Origin of the sequence: Xanthomonas sontii, assembly GCF_040529055.1 — a bacterium.
GTDB lineage: Bacteria > Pseudomonadota > Gammaproteobacteria > Xanthomonadales > Xanthomonadaceae > Xanthomonas_A > Xanthomonas_A sontii.
The window spans coordinates 2,376,082-2,393,477 of record NZ_CP132342.1 but is presented as its reverse complement, the minus strand read 5'-3'; the positions used below and the strand labels follow the sequence as shown (position 1 = coordinate 2,393,477).

The window sequence follows — 17,396 nt, the reverse complement described above, 5'->3', positions numbered from 1 at the left end:
TCTTTATTCGGATGAAGCGATATGATTTTTCGATCCCTGGCCTCGTCCATACTCCGCTTTCCCCATCGCCGCCCCTGCCCGTGCGCCGACGCCGCCCCCGCCGCTGGCTTGCCGTGGTCCTGTCGCTGGCGGCAGTGACCGGCGCACCCGCGCAGCCGCTGCTGCGATGGAATGCCCCGCGACCCGAACCACAACCACCGCCAGCGTGGCTGCAGGTGAGCGCCCGCGACAGCGGCCTGCGCGAGGTTGCACTGGGCAATCCGCTCGGCGGCCCGGTGCAGATCCGCCTGCTCGGCGACAGCGCCGGCTTCACCGCCGTCCCCGCGCTGCCGTTGACCGCGGAGCTGGCCGCCGGCGAGCGCCGCGTGGTCGCGCGCCTGTATCCCCCCGGCGACCTCGCTGAGGCCGGCGGCGACGGCGCCCGACTGCGCATCGAGGCCGTCCCCGGTTCGCCGCGCGCCCATGCCGACGCGGTGCTGTATGCCCTGCCTTTCGCCGATCGCCCGGTGCGCATCGACCAGGGCTTCGGCGGCGCCTTCAGCCATCGCGACCCGGCCAACGCCTATGCCCTGGATTTCGCCCTGCCCGACGGCACGCCGGTGCTGGCCGCGCGCGCGGGCGTGGTGATGGAGGTGCGCGACGACTTCCGCGAATCCGGCACCGACCCGCGCCTGGGTCAGGCCGCCAATCTGGTGCGGGTGGTGCACGCCGACGGCAGCATGGCGATCTACGCGCACCTGGCCCCCGGCGGCGTGCAGGTGCGGGTGGGCCAGGCGGTGCAGCGTGGCGACCGCCTCGGCCTGTCCGGCAACACCGGCCTGAGCAGTGGCCCGCACCTGCATTTCGCCGTCCAGCTCAACCGCGGCCTGCGCCTGGAATCGGTGCCGTTCCGGATGGCCGGCCCGTTGGGCGAATTGCGCTTCGCCCACCCCGCTCCACCCTGAGCGCGCCGCCTACCGTTCGTCGGCAAACGCATTGACATCCGCCAAGTGTATTGATGTATTAATACACATGGATGCAACCCATCTCCACGTCCAACCCAGCGCCCCCGAGCCGATCTACCGGCAGATCGCCGAGCAGATCCGCCGCCTGGTCGCCGCCGGGCAACTGCGCCCGGGCGACGGCCTGCCCTCGGTGCGCGAGGTCGCCGCGGTCCACGCGGTGAACCCGATGACGGTCTCGCGCGCCTACAGCCAGCTCGAAGCCGAGGGCGTGCTGGAACGCCTGCGCGGCCGCGGCATGGCAGTGGCCGCGACCGCCGCCGCACCGCAACGGCAGCGCCTGGAGTTGATCGAACCCCGACTGCAGGAACTGGTCCGGCATTGCCGCGAACTGGGCCTGCCGGCGCCTCCCGTGATCGAACGTCTTGAACAGTTGTTTGGAGAACCTGGCGATGAGTAGCGTGGCGATGCAGAGCGCAATCCAGACCGATCTGGACATGGACGTGCCGCTGGCGGCGCACGACCTGCACCTGGCGTTCGGTGCCAGCGACGTGCTGCGAGGCGTGGGCCTGCAGATCGGGCGCGGCGAGGTCGTCGGACTGATCGGCCGCAACGGCGCCGGCAAGAGCACCCTGTTGGCCTGCCTGCTCGGCCTGCTGCAGCCGCAGCGCGGCCAGGCGCAGGTATTCGGCGGTCCGGCGCTGCGACTGGACGACGCGCGCAAGGCGCGCATCGGCTTCGTGCCCCAGCAGCCCCAGGCCTTCGGCTGGATGCGCGTGACGGAACTGCTCGCCTTCGCCGCGCAGCTCTATCCGCACTGGGACGCGCAGCGCGCCGACACGCTGCTGCAGCGCTGGGAACTGGACCGCCGCCAGCGCATCGACACGCTTTCGCCCGGCCAGGCCCAGCGCCTGGCCCTGGTGCGGGCGCTGGCGGCGCGGCCGGCGCTACTGGTGCTGGACGAACCGGCCTCGGCGCTGGATCCGGTGGCGCGCCGCGACCTGATGCGCGAGATCGTCACCGAAACCTGCGATGCCGGCGCCACCGTGCTGTTCTCCAGCCACATCGTCAGCGACCTGGAACGGGTGGCCTCGCGCGTGGCGTTCCTGCACCAGGGCCGGCTGCTGCTGGACCAGCCGCTGGACGAACTCAAGGACAGCGTGTTGCGACTCACGCTGCCGCCGGCCGCCGCCGCGCTGCTCGGCGACGCCGTGCTGCGCGGCGAACTCGCACGGCGCCGCAGCGCCGACGGCGGCACCGCGGTGCTGCTGCACGCCAGCGAACCGCCTTCCGCCCTGCTCGGCGTGCCCGGTCTGCGCATCGACCGGCTCGGCCTGGAGGACCTGTTCATCGAGGTGGCGGGATGAAGCGCCTGCTCGCCGATCTGCGCCTGCTGTACGCGGCATCGGGCAGGACCCGATGGGTCTACCCCTGGGTGATCGCCGCGGCATTGGCCCTGACGTGGGTCGACAATCCACCATCGCCGCTGGTGCTGACCTGCCCCATCGTGCTGCTGCTCTGGGCACGACTCGGCGCACGCTTGCTGAGCCTGCTCGAGCAGGCGCATCGCCTGCGCCTTCCGGGGCTGCGCAAGCGCTTCGCGCGCCTGTTCGCACTGGCGGTGGCCGGCACTGTGCTGGTGCCGGTCCTGCTTTACATGCCGCGCGGCAGCGATCCCAGCCTGACGGCACCGACGCTGCTGCTGTGCGCGTCCGGCGGGCTGCTGCTGGCGACAGCGCCAGCGTGGTCCAGTACCGCACTGCTGTGTCTGCCGCCCCTCGGCTTCATGCTGCACTACTGGGTCGGCGTGCCATTGGACGCGTACCCGCGCAGCACCATGCTGGCCATCGCTGCAGCGTGCGTCGCGGGCGCGACGTGGGCGTACCGCCGCGCCAGCACGCCGCGGCCCGTCGCGCTCGCGCCCTGGCTGCGTCCGCTGTGGATGAACCTGCAGCCGCGCCTGCCCGGCGATGGCGCGATCAGGCAGGTGGTCGCATCGCAAACCGGGCGCCGTGGGTGGATGCAGGGCATCGCGCGCCCCAGCGTTCCCTCGGGCCTGCACGGCGCACCGGAACGCGCCATGCGCTTCGCACTCGGTCCAGGTTTCGCTCCCGGCAGCGCGGCCGGCACCGCGCTGGCCGTCCTCGTCATGCCGTCGCTGGTGTTGCTGTGGACGCTGCTGCTGGTGGGCACGCAATCGCCGACGCTGCCGCTGATCCTGGCCAACGTCATGGCCAACCTGTCCAGCGCGAAGTTCCTGCAACGACTGTGGCTCTGGCGCAAGCACGGCAACCTCGGCCTGATGGAAAGCGCCCTGCTGCCCGGCATGGGCGCACCCGGGCAGATCGGCACGCTGTTCAACCAGGTGGTGCTGAAATGCGCGATCGCGGCGATGCTTCCGTGGCTGGGCCTGTCCTGGCTGCTCGGGCTGCTCAGACACGCCCCGACCGCATACTACCCACTGACGGTGTCGATCACCCTGACCGGGACCCTGCTTGCCAGCACCGTCCTGCTGGCCTGCCTGCGCTGGCCGCGCAGCGTGTTGGCGCTGGTCGTGGCGCACTGCGCGCTGACGCTGCTGGGCGCCATCAGCATCGGCCAGGTCGGCCTGCCCGGCGCGGTGGCACCGCACTGGCTGGCACCGGCCTGGAGCCTGCTGCTGCTCGGCATGGTCATCGTCTACAACCTGGTGGCACGCCAATCCAGCAGGCGCCCGCACCCCTGGCTGCTCAACTGAACGGCCGCCGCGGGAAGCCCGCTATAATCGCGGGCTTCCTCCGTTGCCGATGACGCCCTTCCGGGCGTGCCGCCCATGTCCGAAGTCGCCACCGAAGCTGCGCGCCGCCGCACCTTCGCCATCATTTCCCACCCCGACGCCGGCAAGACCACGCTGACCGAAAAGCTGCTGCTGTTCGGCGGGGCGATCCAGATGGCCGGCTCGGTGAAGGGCCGCAAGGCCGCGCGCCACGCCACCTCGGACTGGATGGCGCTGGAAAAGGAACGCGGCATCTCGGTGACCTCGTCGGTGATGCAGTTCCCGTACGAAGGCAAGATCATCAACCTGCTCGACACCCCCGGCCACGCCGACTTCGGCGAGGACACCTACCGCGTGCTCACCGCGGTGGACTCGGCGCTGATGGTGATCGACGTGGCCAAGGGCGTGGAAGAGCGCACCATCAAGCTGATGGAGGTGTGCCGGCTGCGCGACACGCCGATCATGACCTTCATCAACAAGCTCGACCGCGAGGGCAAGGATCCGATCGACCTGCTCGACGAGGTCGAGACCGTGCTCGGCATCGAATGCGCGCCGGTGACCTGGCCGATCGGCATGGGCCAGCGCCTGAAGGGCGTGGTGCACCTGGTGACCGGCGAAGTGCACCTGTACGAGCCCGGCCGCAACTTCACCCGCCAGGACTCGACCATCTTCCCGTCGCTGGACGCGCCCGGCCTGGCCGAGAAGATCGGCGAACAGATGCTGGCCGACCTGCGCGAGGAACTGGAACTGGTGCAGGGCGCCAGCCACGCCTTCGACCTGGACGCTTACCGCGCCGGCAAGCAGACCCCGGTGTTCTTCGGCTCCGGCGTCAACAACTTCGGCGTGCAGCCGCTGCTGGACTTCTTCGCCGAGCACGCGCCGCCGCCGCAGCCGCGCGCCACCACCGGCCGCCAGGTGCAGGCCGGCGAGGACAAGCTGACCGGCTTCGTGTTCAAGATCCAGGCCAACATGGATCCGCAGCACCGCGACCGCGTCGCCTTCATGCGCATCTGTTCGGGCCGCTTCGCCGCCGGCATGAAGACCCTGCACGTGCGCACCGGCAAGGAGGTCAAGCTGGCCAACGCCCTGACCTTCATGGCCAGCGATCGCGAGATCGCCGCCGAGGCCTACCCCGGCGACGTCATCGGCATCCACAACCACGGCACCATCTCCATCGGCGACACCTTCACCGAAGGCGAGTCGCTGTCGTTCACCGGCATTCCCAACTTCGCCCCGGAACTGTTCCGCCGCGCGCGCCTGCGCGACCCGCTCAAGCTCAAGCAGTTGCAGAAGGGCCTGGCGCAGCTGTCCGAGGAAGGCGCCACCCAGTTCTTCCGCCCATTGATGAGCAACGACCTGATCCTCGGTGCGGTCGGCACGCTGCAGTTCGACGTGGTCGCCTACCGGCTCAAGGACGAGTACGGGGTGGACGCCAGCTTCGAACCGGTGGGCGTGGTCACCGCGCGCTGGGTGCACTGCGACAACCCCAAGAAGCTGGAAGAGTTCCGCGAGAAGAACGCGATGAACCTCGGCATCGACGCCGCCGGCGAACTGGTCTACCTGGCGCCGACCCGGGTCAACCTGCAACTGGCGCAGGAACGCGCGCCGGATGTGCGCTTCGCCGCCACCCGCGAACACGCGCACAGCGTGGCGGTGGAATGACCACCATGTGACCGCGGGCGTGCGCCGGCTGAGCGCACGCCCAACCGGCGGCGCCGTGTTGCGCCGCAGCGGATGCGAACCGCTCGCAATTGCGGTACCGTGCGGGCCCATGGATGCAGACCGGTCGCCCGCCTACTCGAACGCCGACGCGCAGCCTTCCACGGACTGGCGCGACGAACTGGCCAGCGCCCTGACCCACGGCCTCGGCGCCATCGCCGCGCTGGCCGGCGGCTCGGTGCTGATCACCCTCGCCGCCATCTACGGCGACGGCTGGCAGCTCGCCACCGCCATCGTGTTCAGCGTCACCTTGCTGCTGCTGTATGTGGCCTCGACGCTGTACCACGCCATCCCGCATCCCGGCGCCAAGGCGCGCCTGCAGATCTTCGACCACTGCGCGATCTACCTGCTGATCGCCGGCACCTACACCCCATTCACCCTGATCGGTCTGCGCGGCCCGTGGGGCTGGGGCCTGTTCGCAGCGATCTGGACCATCGCTGTGGCCGGGGTGATCTTCAAGCTGTTCTTCACTGGTCGCTTCCGCCTGCTGTCGACCATCCTGTACATCGCGATGGGCTGGCTGATCGTGGTGGCGATCGAACCGCTGCTGCGCTCCGTCGACGCCTGGACCCTTGGCTGGCTGCTGGCCGGCGGCCTGTTCTACACCCTGGGCACGTATTTCTACCAGCGCGACACCGTGCGCTACTTCCACGCCATCTGGCATCTGTTCGTCCTCGCCGGCAGCGTCTGCCACTTCGTGGCGGTGACCGGCCAGGTGCTGTAGGCAGACCATCGGCCGTTCGCCGGCGTCCCGAACACCCGCCCTCCCAGGGCGGCATGACGGACCGCTCTGCGATCGCAACACCTATTCACGCACTCGCTTGGAATGTCGAGCGCATGGCGTGCGCTCTGCAGCAATGCCGATCAGCTCTTGCGCTTCTGACACGCTCCAGCAGAGACGATCATGTGCGATGGATGCTGGTTGACATAGCGGTGCTTCGTCGCGAACGCCCCATCCGGTTCCGTTTCGAGGTTGTCGGAGACATGGATCGTGAAGGTTCCAACTTCCGAGAATGCGGCAACCACGTTCTCCTTGCCTTCCGCATCCCAATACATCCCGGCCGCGATGGCAGGCGTAATAACCACGCGCCCACCGGTTGCCGAAACGCCCTGGCACTGGGTCTCGCTGTCCATCAAAACAAGGAATCTTCCGCTCGGCGCCAGAATGCCCACTTCAATCGGATCGATGTTCCCGACGTCGATGCGCACAACCTGCGCCGGATCCACATCCGCCTGAGACGCGCCACCCACCGGCGACACGAGACAAAAGGCAGCGACGGCGAGTGGAAACCTGCCGAAGCGCTTGGCTGACTCTCTCACACGCATCCCCTGTCAAATGCACCGACGACCGCTGATTGACCGGGACCAAGGGTGATGCACTGCGATGCTGTAGGCGGCCAGAAAGCCACCTTCACCATCGAGTACCTTGGAATCGCCGTCAGCGATCTCCGGCTCTTCCCGTGAGCGGCAGCGTCTGATCCCGCAGGCAGCCCACATGCATCATGCATCCCCGGTGTGGACGCGGACAACGCCCATCGGGCCCGCCATCCCTTCCGCTTTCGCACCCCGTGCACGGCGGCTGCCTAGGATGGCCGCATGGCTCGCGACCCCGCTTCCGCATCCCGCTCCTGGCCCTGGCGGCGCAACGACGGCCGCCTGCGGCGCTGGCCGTTCGTGCTCGGCGCGCTGGTGCTGCTCCTGCTCGTCATCATCCTGATCTTCGACTGGAACTGGTTCAAGGCGCCAGTGGAACGCGCGGTGCAGGCGCGCACCGGCCGCGCCTTCCATATCGACGGCAACCTCGACGTGGACCTGGGCCGCATCATCACCGTGCGCGGCGATCGCCTGCGCTTCGCCAACGCCGACTGGTCGAAGCAGCCGCAGATGGCCAGCGCCGACCGCGCCGAACTGGACATCGCGCTGTGGCCGCTGCTGCGCGGACGCGTGCGTATCCCCGAGATCCGCCTGACCAAGCCAGACCTGCTGCTGGAAACCGGACCGAACGCACAGCCCGGCAACTGGGTGTTCGGCCAGTCCGACGGCGGCCGTCCGGTCGTGCTCGGCGCCCTGCGGGTACAGCAGGGACATCTGCGCTTCCAGGATCCGGCCGGGCGCACCGAGATCGACATCGCCGTCGACAGCCAGGTCGGGCAGCGCCGCCGTGGCGATGCCGCCCCGCCGATCGCGGTCAGCGGCGACGGCCGCTGGCGCGGCAATCCCTTCACCCTGAGAGGCAGTACCGCCTCGCCGCTGGAACTGAGCGAGAGCGACCATCCGTTCCGCGTCGACCTGCGCGGCAGCGCCGGCAGCACCCGCGCGCACATGCGCGGCACCCTCACCAATCCGTTCCAGTTGCGCGTGTTCGACCTGCAACTGCAACTGGCCGGCACCGACATGGCCCACCTGTATCCGCTGCTCGGCATCGCCATTCCCTCCACCCCGCCCTACCAGTTGGACGGACGCCTGCAGCGCGACGGCGATCGCTGGCGCTACCAGGACTTCCGTGGCCGCGCCGGCGACAGCGACCTGGCCGGCACCGTGCAGATCGATACCGCTGGGCAACGCCCGTTCCTGCGCGCCGACCTGCGTTCGCAGCGGCTGGATTTCGACGACCTGGCCGGCTTCGTCGGCGCACCGCCGCGCACCGGCGCCGGCGAGACCGCCAATGCCGAGCAGAAGGCGCAGGCAGCCAAGCTCGCCGCCACCGACAAGGTGCTGCCGTCCACCCCATACGACCTCGGCAAGCTGCGCGCGATGGATGCCGACGTGCGCTGGAAGGCGCAGCGCATCAATGCGCCGTCGCTGCCGCTGGACGACATGGATGCGCATCTGAAGCTCGATGACGGCGTGCTGCTGCTGCAACCGCTGAACTTCGGCGTGGCCGGCGGCGATCTGCGCTCGGACATCCGCATGGATGCACGCAAGCCCACGCTGTTCACCCGCGCGCAGGTGTCGATCCGCGGCGTGCAACTGGGCAAGCTGTTCCCCGACGGCAAACTGGCCAAGGAAGCGGCGGGCGCGATCGGCGGCGAGATCGCGTTGGCCGGCAGCGGCAACTCGATCGCGCAGATGCTCGGCAGCGCCGACGGCAGCGTCGCCGTCGGCATGGGCAAGGGCCGCATCAGCAACCTGGTGATGGAGCTGGCCGGCCTGGATATCGCCGAATCGCTGAAGTACCTGGTGACCAAGGACCGCGAGATCCCGGTACGCTGTGCGTTCGGCGACTTCGGCGTGCAGCACGGAGTGATGACCTCGCGCGGCCTGGCCTTCGACAGCACCGACACCCTGCTGGTCGGCAGCGGCACCATCGACCTGGGCCAGGAACGCCTGGACCTGCTGCTGAAGGCGCAACCCAAGGACCACAGCATCCTCGCCCTGCGCTCGCCGCTGCGCGTCGGCGGCACCTTCAAGGACCCCAGCTTCCGCCCCGACTTCAAGGCCCTGGGCCTGCGCGGCGCGATCGCCGTCGCCCTGGGCAGCATCGCCCCGCCAGCCGCCCTGCTGGCGACCATCGAGACCGGGCCGGGCAAGGATATTCAGTGCGGGCGGTGAAGCCGGGAGTGGGGAATCGGGAATAGGGAATCGTCAGATCAAGAGCGCATTGCGTGGTCTGACATCGCCAGGCGAATCACGCCCAAACGCATAACGCGGGATCCGCGCTCCTGCCTTTCCCATTCCCCATTCTCTTTTCCCGACTCCCAGCCCCTCAGCTCCTGATGTACTCCTGCAACTGATCCAGCTCCTCGCGCTGCTCTTCGATCACCGCCTTGACCAGGTCGCCGATCGAGATCACGCCGATCACGGTGCCGGCGTCCACCACCGGCAGGTGGCGGATGCGTTGCCCGGTCATCAGTTCCATGCACTGCTGCACGCTCTGCGACGGGTCAACGGTGTGCACCCTGCTGCTCATGATGTCGCGCACCGGCGTGGTCGCCGAGGAGCGGTCCTGCAGGACCACCTTGCGTGCGTAGTCGCGCTCGGACAGGATCCCGGACAGCTGTCCGTCCTGCAGCACCAGCACCGCGCCGATGCCCTTGGCGGCCATCAGCCGCAGCGCCTCGATCACCGCCGTGTCCGGCGCGACCGCGTGGATCTCATTGCCCTTTTCGCTCAAGACCTGCCGTACCGTCCGCATCGCTGCCTCCCGGTTCGCTGGATCGCACGGCCGAGCATACTCCTTCGCCCGGTGCACGCCAGGTCTCCACCAGGTACAGCGGTCGCTGTTTGGATTCCTCGTACAGCCGGCCCAGGTATTCGCCGATCAGGCCCAGCGCGATCAGTTGCACGCCGCCCAGGAACAAGATGACCGCCATCATCGTCGGCCAGCCGGCCACCGGGTCGCCCCACAGCGCCGCCTTGACCACCACCCAGATCGCGAACAGAAAGGCGCCGACCGCCGTCGCCAGGCCCAGGTAGGTGGCCACCCGCAACGGCGCGGTGGAGAAGCCGGTGATGCCGTCCAGGGCGAAGTTCCACAACCGCCACAGGCTGAACTTGCTGCGCCCGGCCAGCCGCGGCGCACGCCGGTACGGCACCGCCAGGCGGCGGAAACCGATCCAGCCGAACAGGCCCTTCATGAAGCGGTGGCGCTCGCGCAACTGCCGCAGCGCGGCCAGCGCGCGCGGCGACAGCAGGCGGAAATCGCCGGTATCGGCGGGGATCGGCGTCTTCGACAGGCGCCCGATCACCCGGTAGAACAGCGCCGCGGTGCCGCGCTTGAGCCAGCCCTCGCCTTCGCGCACCAGGCGCGTACCGTAGATATCGTCGTAGCCGGCGCGCCAATGCGCGACGAACTGTCCGATCAGTTCCGGCGGATCCTGCCCATCGGCGTCCAGCAGCATCGCCGCGCCGCGATCGACGCAGTCCAGACCGGCGGTCAGCGCCAGTTCCTTGCCGAAATTGCGCGACAGGCGCAGCGCGCCGACCCGCGGATCGGACGCGGCCAGCGTCTGGATCGTCTCCCAGGTCGCATCGCGGCTGCCGTCGTCGACGTACAGCACCCGCCCCTCCAATCCCGGCACGGCGTCGAGCGCAGCGACGATGCGCGGGTGCAACAGCGGCAGGGTCTGCGCCTCGTTGAACGCAGTGACGACGACGGTAAGACGTTCGGATTCCATCGGCGGATGGTACGGAGCCGCCTGCACGTTCACCAGCGGCGCGCGGCGCCTGACGAACTGTTGCCTTCTCCCATCGGGAGAAGGTGCCCCAAAGGGGCGGATGAGGGTACGTCTGCCGCCGTACCCTCACCCCAGCCCCTCCCGAGGGGAGAGGGGCTCAAGCTACGGCGCCTGCAGGTAGGCCGGGCCGCCCAGTTGCCGGGTCTGGCGCTGGATCCAGTTGGCGCGTCCTTGCACGTACGGGCCGGGACGCGCGGCGTTGTAGCGCTGCGGCGCCGGCAGCACCGCCGCCAGCAGCGCGCTCTGCGCCGGCGTCAGCTGCGCCGCGTCCTTGTTCCAGAAGCTGCGCGCCGCCGCCTGTGCGCCATACACGCCGTCACCGAACTCGGCGACGTTGGCGTACACCTCCAGAATGCGCTGCTTCGACCACAGCGCCTCGATCAGCACCGTGTACCAGGCCTCCAGGCCCTTGCGCAGCCAACTGCGGCCTTGCCACAGGAACACGTTCTTGGCGACCTGCTGGCTGATGGTGCTGGCGCCGCGCAGACGCCCGCCGCGGGCGTTATGGTCGCGCGCCTTCTCGATCGCATCCAGATCGAAGCCATGATGGCTGGGAAAGCGCTGGTCTTCCGCGGCGACCAGGGAGATCGGCAGGCTCGGCGCGATCTGCGTGGTGTCGCGCCAGTCGTACGCGATGCGGTACGACCAGTCGCCACTGGCCCAGGCGCCAAGCTGGTGCTCCAGCATCATCGCCGAGAACGGCGGGTCGACGAAGCGCAGCAGCAACACCTGCGACACGCTCGCTAGGCTGTATCGACATTCAGCGGTATTTTTTGGGGATGTCGAAGACCATCACGTCGCGGCCCAGCCGCTATGAATTGACCCAGAGCCAATGGGAGCGGATCGAAGACTTGCTTCCAGGCAAAGCCAGTGACCCGGGCCGCACAGCAGCGGACAACCGGACTTTCGTCAATGGCGTGCTGTGGGTGTTGCGCTCCGGCGCACGCTGGAGTGATCTGCCGCCGCGCTACGGGGCCTACAAAAGCGTGCACAAACGCTTTACCCGTTGGGCCGCCAAGGGCGTCTGGGAGCGGATTTTCCAGAGCCTGACTCGGGCTCGAGACAACGAGTACCTGATGATCGATAGCAGCATCGTCCGGGCGCATGCACAAGCGGCGACCGGAAAAGGGGGGCTTCGGACTCGGCTCTGGGGCGCTCCCGAGGAGGCCTGAGCACAAAGATCCACTTGGCCGTGGACAGCCAGGGCCGGCCGGTGCGGGTCGTGCTGACAGGTGGGCAGCGTAACGACATCACGCAAGCGCGCGCCTTGTTGGCCGGGTTCAAGCCGAAATATGTGCTAGCCGACAAGGGTTATGACAGTCGGGAACTGGTGGCGTTGATCAGGTCACGAGGCGCCAAGGCGGTGATCCCTCCACGCAGTTGCCAGCGGCCGCGCCGCTACGACAAAGCACGCTACCGGTTACGCAATCGCATCGAACGTTGCTTCGCCAAGCTCAAACAGTTCCGCCGTATCGCCACGCGCTTCGATCGCAAGCCAACTCATTTCTTGGCTTTCCTGTATCTGGCCTCTATCCCAATGTGGCTGAAATGAATGTCGATACAGCCTAGCACGAACAGCAACGGCGCCAGCAGCAGCCAGCGCCGCCAGCGCCTGGCCCGTGGACGCGCCGGCAGGGCGCCACTTGCATCGCGGCGCCCCGCCCCCATTCCTATGCTTTCTTCGATCTGGTCCACCGTGACGATCCACTCTCGTGCGGTCGCCATCTTCCCATGCGCAGCGAGGCCGCAATGCATTCTTCCGACGATCGTCTGACCCGCTTCCTGCTCCCCGGCGCCGGCGTGCGCGGCGTGCACGTGCGCCTGCACGACACCTGGCGCGAGATCCTGGCGCCGGCCAGCTACCCCACCGCGGCCACCGAACTGCTGGGCGAGGCCTGCGTCGCCGCGGCCCTGTTCACCGGCCATACCAAGGTCGACGGGCGCCTGTCGGTGCAGTTGCGCAGCCAGGGCGCGCTGCGCACCCTGTTCGCCGAGTGCACCGCCGCCGGCACGCTGCGCGGCATCGTCCAGTTGGGCGAAGGCCAGGACGCGCCGCGCGACCTGCGCGCGCTCGGCGACGACGCCCTGCTGGCGATCACCATCGAGAACCCCGGTCTGGATCCGCGCGAACCGCAGCGCTACCAGAGCCTGGTGGCGATGTCCTCGGCCGAGCTGGACGAAGCCTTCGAGGACTACTTCCGCCAGTCCGAGCAGTTGCCGACGCGGCTGATCCTGGCCGCCGACGGTACGCACGCCGCCGGCCTGCTGCTGCAGAAGCTGCCGGGCGACGCCGGCGACGAGGACGGCTGGAACCGCGCCGGCGCGCTGTTCGAGACCGTCGGCGAGGCCGAACTGCTGGCCACGCCGGCCGAAACCCTGCTGCACCGGCTGTTCCACGAGGAGACCCCGGAACTGCTCGGCGACCGCCCGCTGCGCTTCGGTTGCTCGTGCTCGCGCGAGCGGGTCGCGGCGATGCTGCGCTCGCTCGGCGAGGAAGAAGCGCGGGCGGCGGCCGAGGCGACCGGCCAAGTTGAGATCCGCTGCGAGTTCTGCGGCCGCCACTATGACTTCCCCTTGACGGAATTCGGAGTATTGTTTGCCGTAACGCAGGCTGAACCGACATCCTCGGAGCGCTTGCACTAGCTGAAACGCGCGTCGCGACTGGGGAGTCCGACTTGTTAAAGAAACATAAACCCTCTAGCATCGACCACCCTGTCCGGCGGGAACTTTCGTGCCCGCCCCAAGTCTCAGATTGCTGATGCGACCCTTCCTGCGCCTACCGCTCGCCCTGCTGATCGCCCTTGCGGCGAGCACGGGCGCGCACGCGCAGAGCAAGCCCGCCACTGGTCACGACCGCACCGTGCTGCCGGTCTGGAACAAGGGCAGCGGCAAGGTCGAGGCGCTGCTGTACCTGGAACCCACCGGCGAACAGGCGGTCGGCGCGCGCTGGCATTTCGGCCGCAACTCCCTGGATGCGGCGTTCGGCCTGTCCTCCGGCGACTCGCTGGGCCTGCTGTGCAACAGCGCCAGCGGCGGCAGCATCAGCGGCTTGGCCAGCCATTGCATGCTGGCCAGCCTGGGCGACGACGACGGCACCACCGGCCACCATGTCGCCGCCACCACCACCTTCAACCGCCCCGGCGGGCGCCTGTCGCTGTCGGCGGGCACCGGCCGCGAGAACCTCCCCGCCTGGCTGGCCGGCGCCAACAAGACGCCGTCGATGCGGATGGAGCAGAACGACCTGACCGTCTTCGCGCAGCAGAACATCGGCCGCGAGGGCTTCGTCTCGATCGGCGGCACCTACGCCAAGGCCCGCCTGGTGCCGATCGCCGACGCCACCCCGGCCATGCTTGACCGCTGGGATAGCAAGAGCCTGAGCATCGGCGGCGGCTACGGCTCGTTCAGCGCCAACGTGATCGGCCGTGTCGTCGACGCCCCCGGCCAACCCGGCAAGTGGACCGGCCTGGGCGTAGGCCTGACCTGGCGCACGCCGTGGAGCGGCCAGCTGACCGTGGGTGCCGAGAACGTCATCACCCGCGGCAAGAACCCGTTCTCGCCGAACAACATCAGCACCGAAGAGGGGACCATCCCCTACGTGCGCTACGAGCAGGATCTGTAGCCGAACACTTGCAACCTGTTGTCAGGAAAAGAAAAAGCCTCCGCACGGAGGCTTTTTTATTGCCTGATCGAGCGTGATATACATCACGCAAATTGCGCCCTCATTAACGACTCTTTAATTTCTCTGAAGACAAAGTTAACATCGGCTCACCCCGCGGTTTTTGGCATCGCATTTCGGCGCCTCCGCAGGAGAACTCAGCTGACATACACCTTTCGGAGAGAGAGCCAATGAATTGCAAGACCCATCGCTTGCGCGACGCGATCGCGTTCGCACTCGCTGCCGGCACCACCGCGCTGCTGAGCACCGGCGCGGCCGCGGCCCAGGACAGCTCCTCCAACGATGCGTCCAAGACCCTGGACACCATCCAGGTCACCGGCTCGCGCGTTGCCCGCGTTGAAACCGAAACCGCCAGCCCGGTGGTGGTGATCGACCGCGCCGCGATCGAGCAGACCGGCAAGCTGACCCTCGGCGATCTGGTGCAGGAACTGCCGGCGATGTCCGGTGCGCCGGCCAGCCCGGCGGTCAACAACGGCGGCGGCGACGGCAAGTCCTCGGTCGACCTGCGCGGCCTCGGCGACGAGCGCACCCTGCTGCTGGTCAACGGCCGTCGCGTCGTCAACAACGACGTCAACTCGATCCCCGCCAGCGCCGTGGAGCGCATCGAAGTGCTGACCAGCGGCGCCTCGGCGGTGTACGGCTCCGACGCCGTGGCCGGCGTGGTCAACTTCATCCTGCGCAAGGACTTCGAAGGCCTGGCGGTCAGCGTCGACTACGGTCAGGCGACGCACCTGAGCGATGGCGCGCGCAGCGGCGGCTCGCTGACCTTTGGTCAGGTCGGCGATCGCGGCAACATCATGGTCGGCCTGAACTACAACAAGTTCGATGGCATCTCCTCGGCCAACCGCAAGTACTCCAAGGACGCGACCTACCTGTACAGCGGCGCGGTCACCGTGCTCGGCTCCAGCCGCAATCCGCGCGGCCGCATCACCGTGCCGACCGCCCTGCGTCCCCAGTACGGCGGCTGCTCGACCGTCACCCTGAAGCCCGGCGCGACCGGCGCCTCGCAGGGGGATTACCGCTGCTACTCCGGCGCGACCGACTCCTTCAACTACCAGGCCACCAACCTGATCATGACGCCGCAGGAGCGCACCAACGCGTTCTTCCTGGCGAACTATCAGATCACCGACAGCATCAACGCCTTCGCCCAGGTCTACCACAACAAGACCAGCTCCAACTTCGCGATCGCGCCGCTGCCGTTCGACGCCCGTGGCGACAAGGTGGTGATCTCCGCCAACAACTTCTACAACCCGTTCGGCACCAACTTCGGTGCGGACAATGGCGGCAACCAGTACAACCAGCTGCTGACCCGCTTCACCTCGCTGGGCCAGCGCCGCTCCTACTACAGCACCGTGACCGACCAGGTCGTGGCCGGCCTGGAAGGCTTCGTCGGCGACAGCACCTGGAAGTGGGACGCGGCCATGAACTACGGCCACTACACCCGCGAGAACACCAGCTACGGCTACGTGTACTACGCCGGCCTGCGCGACGCGCTGGGCCCGTCCTTCCGCGACACCGATGGCGTGGTCAAGTGCGGCAGCGCAGGGGCGGTGATCGCCGGCTGCACCCCGTTGAACATCTTCAACATCAACGACCCGCAGACGGTTGCGACGCTCGGCAAGTACGAGGCGCGTCCGACCTACTCCAACACCTACCAGATGCGCAGCTTCGAAGCCAACGCCAACGGCGAGTTGTTCACGCTGCCGGCCGGCGCCTCGCAGCTGGCGGTGGGTGTGTCCTGGCGCGAGGAGTACCAGAAGAACGCGGTCGACTACATCGCCGTCGCCAACGCCAACGGCAACTGCTTCATCTCGCAGGAAGCCTGCGGCACCCCGCTGAGCGGCAAGTACAACGTCAAGGAGCTGTACGCCGAACTGTACGTCCCGCTGCTGTCCGAGGTCCCGTTCGCGCACCTGCTGGCGCTGACCCTGGGTTCGCGCTATTCCGACTACAACACCTTCGGCAACACCACCAACAGCAAGGTGCAGCTGGAGTGGCGTCCGATCCAGAACCTGCTGCTGCGCGGCACGGTCGCCGAGGTGTTCCGCGCCCCGACGATCGAGAACCTGTACGCCGGCGCCAGCGGCGATGCGCCGAACTTCGCCGACCCCTGCATCGGCTACGGCCGCACCGGCACCGCACGCAACCACGAAGCGGCGTGCGGCGCGGGCGCGGGTGCGACCGCCATTCCGGGCGCCACCGGCATCACCCCGAGCGGCATGTCGCAGACCACCGGCGTGTGGTCGGGCTCGGTCGCCGCCGGCTTCGACCTGAAGCCGGAACAGGGCAAGTCGTTCGACTGGGGCGTGGTGTACGACCCGGAATGGCTGCCGGGCTTCTCGGCCAGCCTGGACTACTGGCGTCTGTACCTGAACGACACGATCAACCGTGCCGATGCGCAGACCGTGGCCAACATCTGCTACAGCGACGAGAGCAGCCCGTTCTGCGGCTTCATCAACCGTTACTCCGACGGCCAGGTGAACTTCATCCGCGAGCCGATCGTCAATCTGGGCCGCCTGGATACCAAGGGCTGGGACCTGGCGCTGCGCTATCGCCTGCCGGACACCGCCTGGGGTAGCTACACCTTCGGTCTGGACGGCACCTACATTGCGCGCTACGACAACAAGACCAACCCGGACGATCCGGCGGGTGTGGTGAACCATATCGCCGGCACGTACAACAAGAGCTACGGCCTGTACTCGCGCGTCCGCGGCCGCCTGTTCGTGAACTGGCAGAAGGGTGACTTCGGCGCCAGCTGGCGTATCCGCTACGTCGGTCCGTTTGACGTCGGCAGTGCCGATCTCAGCCAGAAGGTCAGCGCGGATGCTGCTTGCGACCCGGTTAACGCGCCTCAGTACTGCGGTATCGTCAAGAGCTACGGCTCCTACTTCCTGCACAGCGTCAGCGTGAACTACGCGCTGCCGTGGTTCAATTCGAAGGTGGAAGTGGGCCTGGACAACGTGTTCGACAAGCAGCCGCCCATGCTGTATCAGAACAACGTGCTGAACGCCAACACGGACGTGAACAGCTTCGACACCGTTGGCCGCTACCTGTGGGCTCGCTACAGCATGAGCTTCTGAGTTCGCTCAGTCCGCGCTTGACGTAACGACGAGGGCCGCGCGAAGCAT

Annotated in this window: 14 protein-coding genes and 1 pseudogene; 11 read left to right on the top strand and 4 right to left on the bottom strand. The window is 68.0% G+C overall.

The features are described 5' to 3' along the window. Window positions 1-74: 74 nt before the first annotated feature. The 6 genes from RAB70_RS10020 to RAB70_RS09995 all read left to right on the top strand — a co-directional run bounded on the left by RAB70_RS10020 (window position 75) and on the right by RAB70_RS09995 (window position 6,139). Window positions 75-944 carry a M23 family metallopeptidase gene (locus RAB70_RS10020; RefSeq protein ID WP_408068873.1) on the top strand — a complete coding sequence of 290 codons (870 nt, stop codon included), beginning with the start codon at window positions 75-77 and terminating at the stop codon, window positions 942-944. Between the two features lie 67 nt (window positions 945-1,011). Further along, complete coding sequence (locus RAB70_RS10015; RefSeq protein ID WP_017910488.1) at window positions 1,012-1,401, top strand: GntR family transcriptional regulator; 390 nt, start codon at window positions 1,012-1,014, stop codon at window positions 1,399-1,401. A 7-nt stretch (window positions 1,402-1,408) separates the two neighbouring features. Beyond that, on the top strand, window positions 1,409-2,308 hold the full coding sequence (locus RAB70_RS10010; RefSeq protein ID WP_148827685.1) for an ABC transporter ATP-binding protein: 900 nt from the start codon (window positions 1,409-1,411) through the stop codon (window positions 2,306-2,308). Further along, window positions 2,305-3,678, top strand: coding sequence for a hypothetical protein (locus RAB70_RS10005; protein ID WP_148827666.1), 1,374 nt, complete (start codon window positions 2,305-2,307; stop codon window positions 3,676-3,678). The genes RAB70_RS10010 and RAB70_RS10005 overlap by 4 nt, the downstream gene beginning before the upstream one ends. Before the next feature lie 75 nt (window positions 3,679-3,753). Continuing rightward, a complete protein-coding gene (locus RAB70_RS10000) occupies window positions 3,754-5,358 on the top strand; it encodes a peptide chain release factor 3 (protein ID WP_017912942.1) in 1,605 nt (534 codons plus the stop codon). A 109-nt stretch (window positions 5,359-5,467) separates the two neighbouring features. Beyond that, on the top strand, window positions 5,468-6,139 hold the full coding sequence (locus tag RAB70_RS09995; protein ID WP_017912941.1) for a hemolysin III family protein: 672 nt from the start codon (window positions 5,468-5,470) through the stop codon (window positions 6,137-6,139). A gap of 140 nt (window positions 6,140-6,279) precedes the next feature. Here the strand turns inward: RAB70_RS09995 and RAB70_RS09990 are convergent, their stop codons facing one another. Continuing rightward, window positions 6,280-6,624 (bottom strand): hypothetical protein, encoded by a 345-nt coding sequence (locus RAB70_RS09990; RefSeq protein ID WP_148827665.1) that lies wholly within the window; start codon window positions 6,622-6,624, stop codon window positions 6,280-6,282. Window positions 6,625-7,011: 387 nt separating this feature from the next. On the opposite strand from RAB70_RS09990, the gene RAB70_RS09985 reads away from it, so the two are divergent. Continuing rightward, a complete protein-coding gene (locus RAB70_RS09985; RefSeq protein ID WP_017912938.1) occupies window positions 7,012-8,967 on the top strand; it encodes an AsmA family protein in 1,956 nt (651 codons plus the stop codon). Between the two features lie 154 nt (window positions 8,968-9,121). Here RAB70_RS09985 and RAB70_RS09980 read toward each other — a convergent pair whose 3' ends face one another. From RAB70_RS09980 to mtgA, 3 genes and pseudogenes are all read right to left on the bottom strand, one after another. Then, on the bottom strand, window positions 9,122-9,550 hold the full coding sequence (locus tag RAB70_RS09980; protein ID WP_043090869.1) for a CBS domain-containing protein: 429 nt from the start codon (window positions 9,548-9,550) through the stop codon (window positions 9,122-9,124). Next, a complete protein-coding gene (locus tag RAB70_RS09975; RefSeq protein WP_148827664.1) occupies window positions 9,510-10,532 on the bottom strand; it encodes a glycosyltransferase family 2 protein in 1,023 nt (340 codons plus the stop codon). The genes RAB70_RS09980 and RAB70_RS09975 overlap by 41 nt, the downstream gene beginning before the upstream one ends. Before the next feature lie 162 nt (window positions 10,533-10,694). Next, window positions 10,695-11,345, bottom strand: a pseudogene (mtgA, locus tag RAB70_RS09970) (monofunctional biosynthetic peptidoglycan transglycosylase); the annotation flags it as partial. 26 nt (window positions 11,346-11,371) lie between these two features. Here mtgA and RAB70_RS09965 point away from each other — a divergent pair. The 4 genes from RAB70_RS09965 (at window position 11,372) to RAB70_RS09950 (ending at window position 17,348) form a co-directional block, all read left to right on the top strand. After that, a protein-coding gene (locus tag RAB70_RS09965; protein ID WP_148830478.1) for an IS5 family transposase occupies window positions 11,372-12,144 on the top strand; the annotation gives its coding sequence in 2 pieces (ribosomal slippage) (window positions 11,372-11,714 and window positions 11,714-12,144; 774 coding nt in all). Window positions 12,145-12,341: 197 nt separating this feature from the next. Beyond that, window positions 12,342-13,235 (top strand): Hsp33 family molecular chaperone HslO, encoded by an 894-nt coding sequence (locus RAB70_RS09960; protein ID WP_148827645.1) that lies wholly within the window; start codon window positions 12,342-12,344, stop codon window positions 13,233-13,235. 115 nt (window positions 13,236-13,350) lie between these two features. Continuing rightward, window positions 13,351-14,211 carry a hypothetical protein gene (locus RAB70_RS09955; protein ID WP_148827644.1) on the top strand — a complete coding sequence of 287 codons (861 nt, stop codon included), beginning with the start codon at window positions 13,351-13,353 and terminating at the stop codon, window positions 14,209-14,211. Window positions 14,212-14,438: 227 nt separating this feature from the next. Continuing rightward, window positions 14,439-17,348 carry a TonB-dependent siderophore receptor gene (locus RAB70_RS09950; protein ID WP_148827643.1) on the top strand — a complete coding sequence of 970 codons (2,910 nt, stop codon included), beginning with the start codon at window positions 14,439-14,441 and terminating at the stop codon, window positions 17,346-17,348. The last annotated feature ends 48 nt before the right edge of the window (window positions 17,349-17,396 follow it).

Bases quoted from the DNA above. Each gene is read 5' to 3' on its own strand.
- RAB70_RS10015 (WP_017910488.1), top strand. From the start codon at position 1,012: ATGGATGCAACCCATCTCCACGTCCAACCCAGCGCCCCCGAGCCGATC.
- RAB70_RS10010 (WP_148827685.1), top strand. From the start codon at position 1,409: ATGCAGAGCGCAATCCAGACCGATCTGGACATGGACGTGCCGCTGGCG.
- RAB70_RS10005 (WP_148827666.1), top strand. From the start codon at position 2,305: ATGAAGCGCCTGCTCGCCGATCTGCGCCTGCTGTACGCGGCATCGGGC.
- RAB70_RS10000 (WP_017912942.1), top strand. From the start codon at position 3,754: ATGTCCGAAGTCGCCACCGAAGCTGCGCGCCGCCGCACCTTCGCCATC.
- RAB70_RS09995 (WP_017912941.1), top strand. From the start codon at position 5,468: ATGGATGCAGACCGGTCGCCCGCCTACTCGAACGCCGACGCGCAGCCT.
- RAB70_RS09985 (WP_017912938.1), top strand. From the start codon at position 7,012: ATGGCTCGCGACCCCGCTTCCGCATCCCGCTCCTGGCCCTGGCGGCGC.
- RAB70_RS09980 (WP_043090869.1), bottom strand. From the start codon at position 9,550: ATGCGGACGGTACGGCAGGTCTTGAGCGAAAAGGGCAATGAGATCCAC.
- RAB70_RS09975 (WP_148827664.1), bottom strand. From the start codon at position 10,532: ATGGAATCCGAACGTCTTACCGTCGTCGTCACTGCGTTCAACGAGGCG.
- RAB70_RS09960 (WP_148827645.1), top strand. From the start codon at position 12,342: ATGCATTCTTCCGACGATCGTCTGACCCGCTTCCTGCTCCCCGGCGCC.
- RAB70_RS09955 (WP_148827644.1), top strand. From the start codon at position 13,351: ATGCGACCCTTCCTGCGCCTACCGCTCGCCCTGCTGATCGCCCTTGCG.
- RAB70_RS09950 (WP_148827643.1), top strand. From the start codon at position 14,439: ATGAATTGCAAGACCCATCGCTTGCGCGACGCGATCGCGTTCGCACTC.